The following is a 16,748-nucleotide window of genomic DNA, read 5'->3' on the forward strand; positions in this document are numbered from 1 at the left end:
AACGTCTAATAGCTTTTTGTAGAAAAGTATTTAAAAATAAAAGAGAAGAGAATCTCTCACTCTCTTCTCAGTATATCTTATTAAATTTAGTTTTTCTTAATCTACCTGATTTTCCTTTGCAACGACAAATTCTTTAACCAGTCGATAGATAACAGCAAATACGGGGGTAAAGAATATCATTCCAAGTAGTCCGAAAAGATTCCCTCCGATACTAGCAGCCGCAAGCGTGAAAATAGCTGGCAAACCAATAGACTGACCTACAACTCTAGGATAAATAAGGTTTCCTTCAATCAGCTGTATAACTTGATATAGAAGAAGAGAAAGTAAGGCTTGAGTAGGACTCACTGTGAAGATAAAAATCGCTCCCACAACACAAGCAATCATAGGCCCTACATAAGGAATGAACGATAGCACTCCTGCAAAGATACCTGTCATTACTCCATAGGGTATCCCAAACACGCTGTAACCAACCGCTATCATAACTCCTATGATAACTGCTTCAATCAGCTGACTCATCAAAAATTGGTCATAAGTCTCTAGTGCTACTTGTCCAATGTAAGTCAACTTTATCACCACCTTCTCTGGAAGAAAAACTTTTAGAAGTCGACTCGTCATCGCTGCCAAATGTTCCTTACTGGATAAAAATAAAAAGGTGAAGACTATAATCAAAAAGGCATTCATCAAACTTGAAAAAATATTGCCGATATTACTAGTCAGACCTGATAAAAAACCTATCAAAGCTTGGCTAATAGAACTAGATTGTCCCTGAATTCCTGATACGATAGTTGACAACATGTCTTTGGTTACAAATTCCGAGCTGCCTAGCAATTTCCCAAGTTGAGTAAGGACTGTTGAAAGGACTGTTCCCAGCTGACTAATAGTCTGGGCTAGGGTTGGCAGCACCAAAACCAAAAGAGCAATCACGATTAAGATAAGAGCTAGGAAAACAAGTACCATGGCAATCGGACGACGCAACTCTGCCTTTACCTTCAATTTAACTAAGTACTGTTCAATTTTTTTCATAGGAACATTAAGCACAAAAGCAATAACAGCACCATAAATCAAGGTTGATATTACATCAAAGAGAGAGATTGCTCCTGATATAAAGCTCGATGCATTCAGAATTACAAGAGCAACCAGCCCTATAAAAAGTATTAACGGGGTGTATTTTTTTACTAAGTTCATAAATTCTCCTTAATAAACATGTTTAGATACGACTATACTATTTGGTTTTTCAAACTCTCGATTAAGGTAGGCTTGGTAAGTTCCTGGAGCGATAAATCCTTTGGGTGAGAGGATATCGGTGCCAGCCTGACCGACTATGGTATCAGCCAAGAGCACACAGTTTGTAGATAAGACAAAGTAGGATTTAAACTTAGATTTGATAAATTTATAAAGTTCCCCATCTGTCTCATGTCTGATTTTATAAGCGTAGGTGTAGTCTTCCTTACCATCACCTGTCATGATTTTATCTGCACTTGGCTCCCATGGAATCGTCAGTTGTTTCAATTCAGCCAACTTTTTCTGAACTGCTTTTTCCATTTCAGGCGTCAAATCTATCCCATAACCAAAAAGCGTTTTTTGACTCTCACGTTTACATAGGTCAATGTACTTGTCACGATCACAGAAATATAAGACACCATCTCCTACCATGCCAAATAAGGTCTCAGAAGACGGATCATAGTTGCCATAAGAAATAACACGGCCTTGATAGCAGATATCCACATGACCAATTGCCGAAAACAGAGAGGTCTCAGCTGTATGAACAAAAATTTCAAGCTCCGCTGTCTTACCAGACTTCACCATTCCAAGATGGATATCCTCTCTCTCATCAGCATTTTCCTGCATGAATTTGTTGATTTTTGCTAAAGTTCTTGCAGGGATGAGAGCGGCTAGGACAATAGGTAAGCTAATTCTAATGCGACGTTTGAGATGGTTTTTCCCAATTTCCTCCTCAAACAAGAAACCATCACGGATATTGGACACACCATAAAGGAAAAAATAAGCCCCTAATACAAAGAGTTGAAAGACAGAATTTCCTGTAGAGGACAAAAGACTAGTCCCACCAAGAAAAACTAGTACGAGTCCATCTAGTAAGAGACGAAAACGAGGTCGAATTTTGTTTTTGCGGTAGAGAACATAGGTGACAAGGTTAATACTAGCATGAAAAATCTGATAAACTCCAATCACAAGAGCCAAAATATAAATCGGCACATCCGTCGCAAGATTGGAGCCAAGCAAATATCCCAGCACTAACAATTTAACCAGTGCAACTCCCAAGGTGTCCGTTGACTGACTTTTTTTGAAAATACGTAATACTAAATCTAAGACCGTTGCTATCCAAGCTAAAAACAGAACCAGTCGAATAACCTTTACTGGCAACCAAGTCCCCGTGACCATCAAGATGAGACCTAGCAGAACAAACAAGAACCCCTGAGCAAGTAATTTCTTACCTGTCAGACCTAAAGATAGAATTTTCGCCATATAAAAACCTTTCAACAATAAAAATTAAACACTCCGATTAAACTGACTAGTAAATAGCCAACACTACAAACAGCCTGTGCCAGCAACATATGGTGACTAGAAATGACTGTAGTAATGTCACCATCTTGTCTTATGCACTTCTAAAATTTGTTATATTGATTAGAAGCCAGAGCTTATAAAAACTAGCTAAACTCGAGAGATAGACACAATTGCGACGAAAAAATGTATAACCAATTCAACTTGTTAAGGTAAGAAAGCATTATTTCCAATCTATTAATTATTCATCTATTACCTATTATGACACAATATTCCCTATAGTTCAACTTTTTACTTGTTTTTATATTACACGGACTAAAAAGTTTTCAACAGTTGATTGCATTTGTTTTAATAAGTTTTAACCTTTCTTGGTTAGATAAAAAAAGAACCATACAGTTTAGAATCTGTATGGTTTTTGCCCCACTTTTGTCCCATTTTTAAATCATGACATTGAAAATACCTAAAATCACTTATATTTCAATATTTTTAATTGCTCTCAATATGAAAGTCCTTTCCAAATCCCTGTAGGGGGCATCTACATACAACAGGAAAAGCCTTGAAATCAAGGCTTTTTTTCGTATCTGTTCTACTTTTGGTCAACCGGCTACTTAAAGGTTTTTTACTTGTCAAATCAATCTCATCCATACTTTTCACCACTCAAAAAGCGAGCCGTCGATTTGGCTCACTTTTTCTTTTTTCATTCTTAATTACGGTAAAAATGACTATCTTTGTCGCTTGGTGATTGGCCGATTGCCAAGACGTCTTGGCTACCATCCGTACCAGTTAATTCATTTGCTACACCTGCTGGAGTAAAGATCAGGCGTGCTCCTTCTCCGCCTCCAACAAGATGAATTCCTGTCAGATAGTAACCGTCCTTCTCCTCTACTTGATCCATCTCATATTTAAAAGTTCCCTTTGAGCTTTGAATCGTCACAATGCCGTCAGCTGTAATCGTAGCTGTTGTTCCTGCATAATTCTCCCAAGTTCCAAGGAATTTAGAATAATCTTTTTGATTTTCCGCCTTTGTCTCAGTTTGAGTAGCTGTAGCGCTTGAAGAACTTGTCTTAGACTTCTGTTCCTCTTTTTGGCTAGCTTCTGTTTTACTTGATGACTCCTTAGTTACTTTAGAAGAAGCCTCTTTGCTTGAAGATGCTGTAGTTTTTTCAGCATTTCCTCCACAAGCAGCTAATGTTAAGACCGCCAGCAAAGCAAGAGCTGAAAGACTAGTGTAACGCAATGTTTTGTTTTTCATAAAAATCTCCTTTTGAAATGATGACCCAGTTTAGTCTGAATCTAAAATGGCTAGTCCGAAATTACATATATTTTTGACGGCTAACCTGTAGTTTTCAGTGTATCATTTATTTCCATATAATTCAATAGCTATTTGACATCAAAAAAGCTAATCCAATCAGGAATTAGCTCTTCTATTTTTAGTAGATAAACATGGCATCGCCAAAGCTAAAGAAACGGTACTTTTGGTCGATAGCATGCTGATAGGCTTCGAGGACCAATTCACGGCCTGCAAAGGCTGAGACAAGCATGACTAAGGTAGACTTAGGCAAATGGAAATTAGTAGAAAAAGCATCCACAACCTTCCAGTCATAACCTGGCTTGATAAAGATATTGGTCCAACCAGAGTCTGCTTGGATCTGACCATCAAACTTGCTTCCGATGGTCTCTAGAGTACGGATAGAAGTTGTCCCCACAGCAATGACACGGCCACCATTTTCCTTGACCTGACGCAAGGTCGATGCGGCTTCCTCAGACAATTGGTAAAACTCAGAGTGCATCTCGTGTTCATCCAGGTTATCTACCGAAACAGGCCTAAAGGTTCCAAGCCCAACGTGCAAGGTCAAGTAAACTAAGTGAACTCCTTTTTGCTGGATTTCTTCTAGTAACTCCTTGGTAAAATGCAAACCTGCAGTCGGAGCAGCCGCTGAACCACTCTCCTTGGCATAAACTGTCTGGTAACGTTCACGGTCATCCAACTTTTCGTGGATATAAGGAGGCAACGGCATTTCTCCAAGGCTTTCAAGCACTTCAAGGAAAATCCCCTCATACTCAAAGCGAACAATACGACCTCCATGGGTTAATTCCTCGGTCACAACTGCGCTTAGGCGACCATCACCAAAGACAACTCGAGCACCGACCTTGAGACGTTTGGCTGGTTTCGCCAACACTTCCCATTCGTCTCCTGCCGTATTTTTCAAGAGCAAGAGTTCAACGTGTCCACCTGTTTCTTCCTTTTGACCATGAAGTCGAGCTGGCAAGACGCGGGTATCATTCATAACCAAGGCATCACCTGGCTCTAGCATTTCAATAATGGAGTGAAAATGGCGATCTTGAAATTCTCCTGTTTTGCGATTGACCATCAAAAGCTTAGAAGCATCGCGCTTTTCCAAAGGTGTCTGAGCAATCAGCTCCTCTGGCAAGTGAAAATCAAAATCATTGGTATTCATTGTAGTCATATTTCCTTTTCTTTTCTAATGTACTTATGATTAGCTATCAAAACGAACTTCTTCAAGCAAATACTCGATGAAGCGTTCACCCATCTTAGACAAGCTTGTCTTTTCATGCTGGATATAAACCAGCTCAATGGGATCATCAATATCAAGTGGAATCGAGACAATATTGTCCCCATTAAGATTACTATTGAGGATACCTGTCGCGATGGTATAGCCGTCCAAACCAATCAAGAGATTGAACAAGGTCGCGCGGTCACTAACCACGATGGATTTCTTGTGGTGTTCCTGTGACAAAATCTCTTCTGAGAAATAGAAGGAATTATGGGTCCCTTGGTCATAGCTCAAGTATGGGAAGTCTTCTAGGTCTGCCAACTGCACCTTGTCTTTTTTGGCAAGTGGGTTGGACTTGCTGACGAAGATATGGGGCTGCGCTGTAAAGAGATGGTGGGCAACTAGATGGTTGTCATCCAACATCTTAGAAAGGACATCCCGGTTATAGCTATTTAAAAAGAGGACTCCTACTTCACTACGGAAGTTCTTGACGTCGTCGATGATTTCCCAGGTTCTGGTTTCACGCAAAAAAAGCTCGTACTTTTCCATATCGCTTTTCTTAAGCAAGGAAACAAAAGCATTGACCACAAAAGCATAGTGTTGCGAAGACACACTAAAAAGCTCGCGATGAGCGATTGGATTTTTATAGCGTTCTTCTAGAAGTTGGGTTTGCTCGACAACCTGACGGGCATAGGATAAAAATTCCATCCCATCACGTGTGAGGGTGATTCCCTTGGGATTTCGAATAAAAATCTCAATTCCCATCTCATTTTCTAGGTCACGAACTGCATTTGATAGACTGGGCTGCGTAATGAAAAGTTGCTTGGCAGCCTCATTCATGGAACCAGTCTCTACAATTTTGATAATATAGTGTAATTGTTGAATTCTCATGCTTTTATTGTACCATACTTGACGCAATATAAAAAGAACCAGTCACTGAAAGCTCTGTGGCTAAGCTTAGATGAGTGCTTTCAAATGACTTTATATAGCGACCTAAAAAGAGAGAGTGGGACAGAAATCGGTAATTCGTTAGAATTCGATTTCGTCGTCCCACCTCCGCACAGTTGAGTAGGGCTGTAAAAGCTGATGAAATCAGCGTAGTAGAGGCCACTCAACCACTGCGTCTTGATCGACAATCCAAAGACAATTGAGAGGCTAGGACTTTTGTCCTAGCCTCTCTCTTATTCTTTAGAGTTAATCTGCCTTCTAAAGCGAAACTTAGCTTCCTCTTTCCCAGAAGATGGCTAGTAAAATCATGGCCCCAAGAACTGATGGGATAATGGCTGTACCGCTTAGGCTTGGCCCCCATGCACCAAAGAGTAATTGTCCTAGAAAGGCACCAATCCAGCCGAGAAACATTTTACCGAAGCATCCCATTCGTTCTCCACGATTGGTGATAGCTCCTGCTAGTAGTCCGATTAAAAGTCCGACAAACATACTTCCAATCATAGCTTCTCCTTAATTTGCCCAATCTCCATTGCGGAAGAGAGGTACGCGTGTTCCATCCTCACGGATACCATCGATATCCATTTGGTTAGAACCAATCATAAAGTCAACGTGAACGTCTGAACGGTTGAGTCCTGCAGCTTCCAGTTCTTCTTCGCTCATCTCTGCTCCACCAACAACGCTCGTTGCATAGGCTGCACCGATAGCTAAGTGGTTAGAAGCATTCTCATCGAAAAGAGTATTAAAGAAGGTAATACCTGACTGAGAAATTGGACTTGGATCTGGTACCAAGGCACATTCACCCAAGGCACGCGCACCTGCATTCTTAAAGACAAGGTCCTTCATAACCTGATCACCCTTCTCAGCTGTAATATCTACAATTTCTCCATTTTCAAAGGTCACCTTGATGCCTTCGATGATATTTCCATTGTAGCTGAGTGGTTTTGTAGACGTTACATAACCATCTGCACGACGGAAGTCAGGAGCTGTAAAGACTTCTTCTGTTGGCATGTTTGGCAAGAATCCTTCACCTTGGGCATTAACTGCACCAGCTGATTCCCAAACGTGGTTCTTAGGCAAGCCAAGTGTCAAATCAGTTCCAGGAGCAGTGTAGTGAAGAGCTGAGAATTGCTCTTTGTTGAGCATTTCCGCCTTGCTCTTCAAGATAGCTGCATGTTCTTCCCAAGCCTTAACTGGATCTTCTTCGTAGATACGGCAAGTCTTGAAGATTTGGTCCCAAAGGAGGTCCACTGCTTCTTCGTCGCTTGCAGCATTTGGAAAGACCTTCTTAGCCCACTCAAGTCCAGCCGCTGCTGCTACAGTCCAGCTAACCTTGTTGGATTGAGTTGCGATACGCATTGGCTTCATCGCAATTCCCATAGCTTTAGCAGAAGCTGAAAGCTTTTCAGCATCCACTCCGTTCAAGGCACCTGGGTCAGAAGAACGAACACCGAGACGACTTGCTTTGTTTTCAAGAAGGTAGTTCATCTCAGCAATCTTGTATTCTGGTACATTGTCCAGACGCTCCATCGGCGCGTGAAGGAATTTCTCACGGTTTACAAAGTCATCTGCCCATTGAACGATAACTTCGTGCGCTCCAAGTGCATAGGCTTCTTTGACGATTAAGTGAGCCAACTCGCGTTGCTCCACATCAATAGAGAGAGCCAAAGTGTGACCAGGTTGCACGTTCACTCCGTTTGCAACCAAAAGCTTAGCGTATTTTTCTAGATTTTCTTTAAAATTTGGTAAAACCATTCTGTTTTCTCTTTTCTATTTTATTTTTCTTTCAAAGCAGAAAATAATCCTGCCAAAGCAATAGCACCTGACAAGAGTGCTGTCGATAGAAGAATTGTATGATCAGCAAGTTCAAATTGGTACTCAAACACCTTCTCAGCTGGCTTATCTTCCGCAAAAATTCTTAGTTTCATGAAATGTCCTCCGTTACTAGTATATCACATATGATGTAAATTTAAAAACAAGTCAAATTAAGCTTGCTTTTATTTAACTATCCAAGAATTGAGAATGTAATATACAGCTATATTGACATTCTTTATTTATATTGACATAAAAAATATAAGGTGATATTCTATAGATATACACTAAAAATACACAGGAGCAAAAAGATGATGGACGAAATCTTTAACAATGAAATTGCAAAACAATTTACTAGTGCTATTCTGGATAAATACCTTTCACCTATTATTTCAAAAACAACTGACAAATTTAAAACGCTCTACAATGAGGCAAAAATTAATCTAGAGATTCCTTTCCAAGATTATTTAACAAATTCTTATGAAAAATACAGTAAAATCAAAACGATTATCTACGGAATTGAGCCCAAAAGACTGTATGATTTTTTTGAAGTTCCTTTTTTAGAAAAAGGCTCAGACATCATCAATCCCACTACAACAAGAGTACTAACTGGTATCTCAAAATTTTTAATCATTGAAGGTTCTGGTGGAATTGGTAAATCCACTCTCATGAAACATCTTTTTCTAAGTGAATTAGAATTAAAAGACTATATTCCTATTTTTATTGAATTAAAAGATTTCAACGACGAGGAGCATTTAGACCTTGAGAAATTACTGCTAAAAAAACTAAATCAATTTCACAATACATTTCAAGAAAAATATTTAGATTATGCACTTCAATCTGGATGCTTTTTATTCCTATTGGATGGCTATGATGAATTGTATAGCGAAAACCAAAAAGAATTTTTCAAGAAGTTAAATGATTTTTGTGACAAATATCCTGAAAACCATTATATCCTTTCTTCCAGACCTTATAGCAAATCCGAATTCATTGAATTTCAACGTTTCACAGTTCTAAAAGCTGTTCCTTTTACTAAGGAACAAGCTATAAGTCTTATTACAAAAATTGAATATCCAGATGAGGAACTCAAAAATAAATTTATTCGTGATCTAGAGAGTGGTTTATATGATAGACATGAATCCTTTGCTTCAAATCCTCTGTTACTAAATATTATGCTCTCCACTTACAATGACTATGCAGAAATCCCGCAAAAATTACACCTATTCTACTATCAAGCCTTTGATACCATGCTCTCGAAGCACGATGCTACGAAAAGTTATCGACGAAAAATGTTATCAGATTTAAGTTCAGATACTTTTAAAGAATGTTTTGCAATCTTCTGTTTTCTAACATACCAAAAAGCAAAAACAGAGTTTACCTTCCCAGAGATTGACGAAATTTTTAAAAAATTTCCTCCTCGAATTAAAGACGTTCTCAATATACGCAATTTTATAGACGATTTAGAAAACCGCCTATGTGTACTATACATGGAAGGAAACAGATACAAGTTCTCCCATCGTTCCTTCCAAGAATATTTTGTTGCTTATTTTCTAAATATACAAACGGATAGTAAAATGCGTGACTATAGCTTTCATCTAATAGAATCAGGAAAATTTAGCTCTAGTGCAGATTCAGTATTCCCTATGTTAGAGGACATGAGTACCCAACGCTTTAATAATAATATTTTAATTCCTTTATTAGATAAATTTGAAGAATCTAAATCTAAAGACGAGGACTTATTTGAATATTACATTCTCAATCTTCCAGTAAAAATTATTGTTAGGTCTGCTTCTAGAAACACACCTTTTTATTTAAGATTCATAAACACCCAAGGTAACCTTGAGAATTTTATTTATTTTTTTTCAAACAATACTATTGATTATACATCCTACCGTACAATAGATATCCCCCTAATATCATTTTGCAAAGATAATCATTTAATAGGACAAGTTATAGGACCAGAAGACCTCATTGAAGATAAAGAATTATTGGACTTATTTAAAAAATCTTGGGTCGGCCAAAAAATACTTTCTCTCACTCATTACAAGCAGAAATTGATAGAAGACCTAGAAGAAGAGGATATCGTCTTAGAGGATTAGTAATCTAGCCGTTGTATATTTATGTTCACAATTAAAAAATAACAGGATTATCTAATGTCCTGTTATTTTTTTAATTATCAAACATCTCTATAAAATTGAGGCCAATCTGCCTTCTTAAAACAAATCATCAAACAGGCTCAGCTGATTATCCTCTGGCATATTGCCCAGAATTCCCATTTCATCCATCTTTTCAACCAAGGTTGATGAGAGTCCACCACGCTTGCGGAGCTCTGTTTTAGAGAGGAATTCTCCCTCTTGACGAGCACGAACTAATTGCTTGGCAACGTTCTCTCCTAGACCATCCATGGCGACAAATGGTGGGATGAGGGTATCTCCGTCGATGATGAATTCAGTCGCATCACTGCGATAGAGGTCCAATTTCCCAAATTTGAAGCCACGTTCCCACATCTCATTGACGATTTCAAGCGTTGTGTAAAGGTCGATTTCTACGTTGGAAGCTTCATTATTCTTGCGCTTTTCAGCAATTTCTTGCATCTTGCGTTTGATAGCATCCAAGCCTGCACCCATGGTCTTGATATCAAAGGCCTTGGCACGAATGGAGAAGTAAGCACAGTAGTAATAAATCGGATGGTGAACCTTGAAGTAGGCTACACGCAAGGCCATCATAACGTAGGCAGCCGCGTGGGCTTTAGGGAACATGTACTTAATTTTTCCACAAGATTCGATATACCACTCAGGCACATTGTTGGCCTTCATAGCTTCGATATAACCGTTGCGCTCTTCTTCTGAGATTTTGAGCCACAATCCCTTACGTACACGCTCCATGATAGTAAAGGCCATCTTTGGATCTAGACCAGCGTGCATGAGGTAAACCATGATATCATCCCGACATCCGATAACGGTTGACAGGTCCGCAATTCCAGCCTTAATCAAGTCTTGGGCATTTCCCAACCAAACGTCGGTACCGTGAGACAGACCAGAAAGCTGAAGCAACTCCGCAAAGGTCGTCGGATGGGTTTCATCCACCATGCCTCGAACAAAGTTAGTTCCAAACTCTGGAATTCCAAGCATACCAGTTGAAGTCCCGATTTGCTCAGGTGTTACCCCAAGCACATCGGTCCCTGAAAAGAGGGCCATCACGCCTTCGTCATCCATAGGGATTTCATTAGGATCAATCCCAGACAAGTCCTGCAGTTTCCGAATCATGGTCGGATCATCATGCCCCAGCACATCGAGTTTGAGGACGTTCTCATCGATATCGTGGAAGTTAAAGTGAGTGGTCTGCCATTCAGCCGTCACGTCATCCGCTGGATACTGGACAGGCGTAAAATCGTAGACATCCATGTAGTTAGGAATAACAACAATTCCCCCGGGGTGTTGGCCTGTCGTCCGTTTGACACCGGCAGCTCCTTGGGCTAGGCGCTCTACTTCAGCTTCACGGTAGAACTTGCCATAGTCACGCTCGTAACCCTTGACAAATCCATAGGCTGTTTTAGCAGCCACCGTACCTACCGTTCCTGCACGGAAGGCATATTCTTCCCCAAAGATATCACGTACATCCAAGTGGGCGCTCGGCTGATCCTCACCCGAGAAGTTCAAATCGATATCGGGTACCTTGTCCCCGTCAAAACCAAGGAAGGTCTCGAAAGGAATATCCTGTCCATTCTTGCTGAGCTTGTGGGCACAGTTTGGACAGTCTTTATTGGGCATATCAAAACCTGAACCGTAGGAACCATCTGTAATAAACTCACTATACTGACACTGACCACAGACATAGTGAGGAGAAAGAGGGTTGACCTCGGTAATCCCAATCATGGTCGCAACGAAACTAGAACCAACAGACCCCCGTGAACCAACCAAATAACCTCGTTCGTTGGAACGATGCACTAGCATCTGTGAAGCCAGATAAATCACGGCAAAACCATTCCCCAGGATAGAAGTCAATTCCTTTTCAATCCGTAAATCAACGATATCTGGCAGTGGGTTTCCATAGATTTCAAAGGCTTTTTTATAGGTTAATTCAGCAACTGTTTCTTCAGCTTTGTCAATGAAAGGCGTGTACAAATCACTCTTTACAACCTCCACAGGCTCAAAGATTTCTGCCATGGCATTGGTATTTTCAATGACAATCTTGCGAGCCAAATCTTCCCCTAGAAAGGCAAATTCATCCAACATTTCATTGGTGGTTCTAAAATGCGCCTTTGGTAGCGGAGCTGGTTGGGCAGCTTCTCCATGGCCGATAGTTCGGTTAATCATGGCACCCTGACCTAGACTGCGGACGATGATTTCTCGATAAATTTCATCCTCGGGTTCGAGATAGTGGACATTTCCTGTCGCAAGAACCGGCTTACCGAGACGATCTCCAACCTCTATCAAACTCTTGATAATGGTTTGGAGTTCTTCCATGTCCTTGACCTGCTCTTTGGCAATCAGAGGTGCATAGATAGCTGGAGGCATCACCTCGATAAAGTCATAATATTTAGCGACTTCGACCGCTGCATCCACTCCCTGTGATACGACTGAATCAAAAACTTCCCCTTCTGTACAAGCAGAGCCCAAGATTAAACCTTCTCGATGGGCATCCAGTACCGTACGTGGAATTCGCGGTACTCCTTCAAAATACTGAGTATTTGAGAGAGAAACCAGCTTAAAGATATTTTTCAAGCCCACCTGATTTTTCACATAGATGGTCGCATGCTTGACTCGAGCTTTTTTATAAGAATCTGGACTGATTAAATCAAGGTTTAATCGTGCCAAATCTGTCACACCGTGTTTTTCTGCTACTTCTTTGATAAAGATAAAGAGCAGACGGCCAGTTGCTTCCGCATCGTAATTGGCCATGTGGTGGTGTTCTAAAGCTACACCAAAACGTTTAGTCAAAGGTCCTAGACCATGACGTTTGTACTCAGGATAGAGATTTCTTGCGAATTCTAGCGTATCGATGACGGGTTGAGTGATTTTTGGCAGGCCATGACGTTCATAGTTGGCATTCATAAAGCCAACGTCAAAGGTTGCATTGTGGGCGACAAGAACGGTATCCTTACAAAATTCTTGAAACTCTTTTAAAACTTGAACCAAGGGTTTGGCATTTTTTACATGATCATCCGTAATCCCCGTCAATTCTGTCGTAAAGGCTGATAAGGGGTGACCTGGATTGATAAACTCATCAAATTCAGCGACGATATTACCCTTATACATCTTGGAAGCCGCAACCTGTATCAAGTCATTATAGATAGCAGATAGACCAGTCGTTTCCACGTCAAAGACTACATAAGTAGCTTCAGAAAGGTCCATCTCCACTTCATTATAGACGATAGGAACACGGTCTTCAACAATATTGGCTTCCATCCCATAGATTAGCTGGATGCCAGCTTTCTTAGCCGCCTTATAGCCATGAGGGAAGGATTGAACATTCCCATGGTCCGTGATTGCTACCGCTTTATGACCCCATTTAGCTGCTTTCGCAACGAGTTCTTCAACTTCAGGTAGAGCATCCATGGTCGACATATTGGTATGGGCATGAAACTCAACGCGACGCTCACCCTCTGGCATCAAGTCTTTACGCTCATAGTGGACGACTTCCTGAACATCCTGTACATTCATGGTCAAGTCTCGCGTGAAATTATTGACCTCAACATTCCCACGAACACGGAGCCAAGAATTTTTCTTGATCATGTCAAACTTCAGAGCTTCTTCTTCGTTCTTGACCCATTTTTGCATGGAGAAGCTAGAAGTGTAGTCTGTCATCTTGAAGTTAATCAAAACACGACCTGTTCTAGTCACCTTATGCTCAACATCAAAGACGACTCCTTCAAAAACCAGACGGTTCTCCTCAGTATTGACCTCAATCATTGGAGTAATCTCTGCCTTGTCAAGTTTAGGCTTGGCAGCTGCTTTCTTGGCTTGGAAATCAAAGACAGGCTTATCCTCAGCTGGAGGAGGCGGCGCCATCTGTTCCAATTGTTCCATAGCCCGAAGTGTTTCTTCATTAGCAGCTTGGATAATCATTTGATTTTCTGTCTGAAAGGCCTCTTGCTCTTCCCTCGTGAGTTCTTCATTTTTTTCTAAACTGCAGGAAAGTTTAGGAAAGCCAAAAAGTTCCAGCTGTTTGCTAAGATTTGGCAGATGATTTTTTCTAAAATGCTCTGTATCTGCCGCTTCAGAAGCTTCAATGATTAACTGGTCATTTTCAAAGCGAACCTGAAAATTCTGATAGATAGAACGAAAACCTTGACTGGCGCAAGGTCCATCCGAAAAAGCCTCTCGATAGTAGGCTTGTAAAAGTTCTCTAGAAAATTCCTGGTTTCGCGTTTTTATCTCAAAACTAGCCTGATTTCCCGTTTTTGAGAATTCTTCTTTCAAGCCTCTTTTCAACTCTAGAAAAAGTTCAAAAGGCAAGATATTTTCAAAAACAAAATGAAACTCCCAAACTTTGCTTCGTTTATGAACAATGACTTGTTCTATTTCAGCCTGAGAGAAGGCCTCATGATTTCTCATTTCAGCGGGTATTCCCAACTGATTCATTAAAATTTCAAAAGTGGTTGACATCCATTTTCCTCACAATATACTCCTTCTATTTTACCATATTTGAGGCACTTTTACCTATTTCTACCAAACAGAAAAAGAAGCCACAAAGTGACTTCTTTTAGGGTGTCGATGAATTATTCTTCACCTTTGTTTTTCTTAATGATTTCTTCTTGTACTGACTTAGGTACATCTTCGTAATGGTCGAATACCATCATGAATGTACCACGTCCTTGAGATGCAGAACGAAGAACTGTTGCGTAACCAAACATTTCAGCAAGTGGAACGTAAGCACGAACGATTTGGCTGTTACCGTGTGCTTCCATACCATCTACACGTCCACGACGAGCAGTTACGTGACCCATAACATCACCAAGATTTTCTTCAGGAACAGTGATTGTTACAAGCATCATTGGTTCAAGGATAGCTGGTTGTGCAGTCTTAGCAGCTTCTTTAAGTGCAAGAGATGCAGCGATCTTGAAGGCAGTTTCAGATGAGTCGACATCGTGGTATGAACCATCGTAAAGCTTAGCTTTAACGTCAACCATTGGGTAACCAGCAAGAACACCGTTAGCCATAGATTCTACCAAACCTTTTTCAACCGCTGGGATAAATTCACGAGGAACCACACCACCGACGATTGCGTTTTCGAATTCGAATCCTTTTCCTTCTTCGTTTGGAGTAAATTCAATCCATACATCACCAAACTGACCTTTACCACCAGACTGACGTTTGAAGAATCCACGTGCTTGAGTAGAAGCGCGGAATGTTTCACGGTAAGATACTTGAGGAGCACCTACGTTCGCTTCAACTTTGAACTCACGACGCATACGGTCAACAAGGACGTCAAGGTGAAGCTCACCCATACCAGAGATAACTGTTTCACCAGTTTCAACGTTAGTTTCAACGCGGAATGTTGGATCTTCTTCAGCCAATTTTTGAAGGGCGATACCCATCTTATCTTGGTCTGCTTTAGATTTAGGCTCAACCATCAATTGGATAACTGGTTCTGGAACGTTGATTGACTCAAGGATGATTTTAGCTTTTTCATCTGTCAATGAGTCACCAGTTGTAGTGTCTTTCAAACCAACGGCAGCAGCGATATCACCTGAGTAAACAGTGTCGATTTCTTGACGGCTGTTAGCGTGCATTTGAAGGATACGTCCGATACGTTCACGTTTACCTTTAGAAGTGTTCAATACGTAAGAACCTGATTGAAGAACACCTGAGTAAACACGGAAGAATGTCAAACGACCTACGAATGGGTCAGTCATGATCTTGAAGGCAAGAGCTGCAAATGGCTCTTCATCAGATGCAGGACGAGTTTCTTCTTCATCTGTATCTGGGTTGATACCTTTGATTGCTGGGATGTCAAGTGGGCTTGGAAGGTAGTCGATAACCGCATCAAGCATCAATTGAACACCTTTGTTCTTGAAGGCAGAACCACACAATACTGGGAAGAATTCAACGTTGATAGTCGCTTTACGGATACCAGCTTTCAATTCTTCGTTAGTGATTTCTTCACCTTCGAGGTATTTCATCATCAATTCTTCGTCAGTTTCAGCAACTGCTTCAACCAATTTTTCACGGTATTCTTGAGCTTGGTCAAGGTATTCAGCTGGAATATCTTCTTCAAGGATATCTGTACCAAGGTCGTTAGTATAGATTTCAGCTTTCATCTTGATCAAGTCGATGATACCACGGAAGTCATCTTCAGCACCGATTGGCAATTGAATTGGGTGTGCGTTTGCTTGAAGACGGTCGTGAAGTGTGCTTACTGAGTAAAGGAAGTCAGCACCGATTTTGTCCATTTTGTTGGCAAATACGATACGTGGAACTCCGTACTCAGTTGCTTGACGCCAAACTGTTTCAGTTTGAGGCTCAACACCTGATTGTGAGTCAAGAACTGTAACCGCACCGTCCAATACACGAAGAGAACGTTGTACTTCGATAGTGAAGTCCACGTGTCCTGGTGTGTCGATGATGTTTACGCGGTGGTTGTTCCATTGAGCTGTTGTCGCAGCAGATGTGATAGTGATACCACGTTCTTGCTCTTGCTCCATCCAGTCCATTTGTGACGCACCTTCGTGAGTTTCACCGATTTTGTGGATTTTACCAGTGTAGTAAAGGATACGCTCAGTAGTAGTTGTTTTACCAGCATCGACGTGAGCCATGATACCGATATTACGAGTTTTTTCAAGTGAAAATTCGCGTGCCATGAGGTTTGTTTCTCCTATATTTTTTTATTTCTATTCTATTATAACACGATTTAATAAAAACGGATAGGCAGGACCCACCCGTTCTCAATGTTTTCATGTTATTGTTGGTTTCAACTTACGAAATGGTAAGTTGAGTTGTAGCTAAGAGCTGA

At 40.7% G+C, this 16,748-nt stretch carries 11 protein-coding genes; 1 reads left to right on the top strand and 10 read right to left on the bottom strand.

Going from position 1 to position 16,748, the window contains the following annotated elements:
* Positions 1-96: 96 nt before the first annotated feature.
* The 8 genes from QEZ38_RS07470 to QEZ38_RS07505 form a co-directional block, all read right to left on the bottom strand.
* A complete protein-coding gene (locus QEZ38_RS07470; protein WP_004193676.1) occupies positions 97-1,185 on the bottom strand; it encodes an AI-2E family transporter in 1,089 nt (362 codons plus the stop codon).
* A gap of 9 nt (positions 1,186-1,194) precedes the next feature.
* Positions 1,195-2,484 (bottom strand): membrane protein, encoded by a 1,290-nt coding sequence (locus QEZ38_RS07475; RefSeq protein ID WP_001062783.1) that lies wholly within the window; start codon positions 2,482-2,484, stop codon positions 1,195-1,197.
* 739 nt (positions 2,485-3,223) lie between these two features.
* On the bottom strand, positions 3,224-3,772 hold the full coding sequence (locus tag QEZ38_RS07480) for a DUF6287 domain-containing protein (protein ID WP_281335499.1): 549 nt from the start codon (positions 3,770-3,772) through the stop codon (positions 3,224-3,226).
* A 178-nt stretch (positions 3,773-3,950) separates the two neighbouring features.
* Entirely contained in the window at positions 3,951-4,979 is a 1,029-nt protein-coding gene (queA, locus tag QEZ38_RS07485) for a tRNA preQ1(34) S-adenosylmethionine ribosyltransferase-isomerase QueA (RefSeq protein ID WP_281335521.1), read from the bottom strand.
* A gap of 39 nt (positions 4,980-5,018) precedes the next feature.
* Positions 5,019-5,927 carry a LysR family transcriptional regulator gene (locus QEZ38_RS07490; protein WP_049548400.1) on the bottom strand — a complete coding sequence of 303 codons (909 nt, stop codon included), beginning with the start codon at positions 5,925-5,927 and terminating at the stop codon, positions 5,019-5,021.
* Positions 5,928-6,254: 327 nt separating this feature from the next.
* The gene (locus tag QEZ38_RS07495; RefSeq protein WP_281335500.1) at positions 6,255-6,485 is read right to left on the bottom strand and encodes a GlsB/YeaQ/YmgE family stress response membrane protein; all 231 of its coding nucleotides are present in this window, start codon (positions 6,483-6,485) and stop codon (positions 6,255-6,257) included.
* A gap of 9 nt (positions 6,486-6,494) precedes the next feature.
* Positions 6,495-7,736: an aminopeptidase gene (locus QEZ38_RS07500; RefSeq protein ID WP_281335501.1), complete on the bottom strand. Its 1,242-nt coding sequence runs from the start codon at positions 7,734-7,736 to the stop codon at positions 6,495-6,497.
* Between the two features lie 20 nt (positions 7,737-7,756).
* Entirely contained in the window at positions 7,757-7,909 is a 153-nt protein-coding gene (locus tag QEZ38_RS07505) for a hypothetical protein (protein ID WP_281335502.1), read from the bottom strand.
* Between the two features lie 195 nt (positions 7,910-8,104).
* On the opposite strand from QEZ38_RS07505, the gene QEZ38_RS07510 reads away from it, so the two are divergent.
* Entirely contained in the window at positions 8,105-9,892 is a 1,788-nt protein-coding gene (locus tag QEZ38_RS07510; protein WP_281335503.1) for an NACHT domain-containing protein, read from the top strand.
* A 114-nt stretch (positions 9,893-10,006) separates the two neighbouring features.
* Here the strand turns inward: QEZ38_RS07510 and QEZ38_RS07515 are convergent, their stop codons facing one another.
* Together QEZ38_RS07515 and fusA are read right to left on the bottom strand one after the other, a co-directional pair.
* A complete protein-coding gene (locus QEZ38_RS07515) occupies positions 10,007-14,401 on the bottom strand; it encodes a PolC-type DNA polymerase III (protein WP_281335504.1) in 4,395 nt (1,464 codons plus the stop codon).
* 113 nt (positions 14,402-14,514) lie between these two features.
* Positions 14,515-16,596, bottom strand: a complete 2,082-nt coding sequence (gene fusA, locus QEZ38_RS07520; RefSeq protein ID WP_281335505.1) for an elongation factor G — start codon at positions 16,594-16,596, stop codon at positions 14,515-14,517.
* Positions 16,597-16,748 lie beyond the last annotated feature (152 nt).

It is taken from the genome of Streptococcus taonis, assembly GCF_029948085.1.
GTDB lineage: Bacteria > Bacillota > Bacilli > Lactobacillales > Streptococcaceae > Streptococcus > Streptococcus taonis.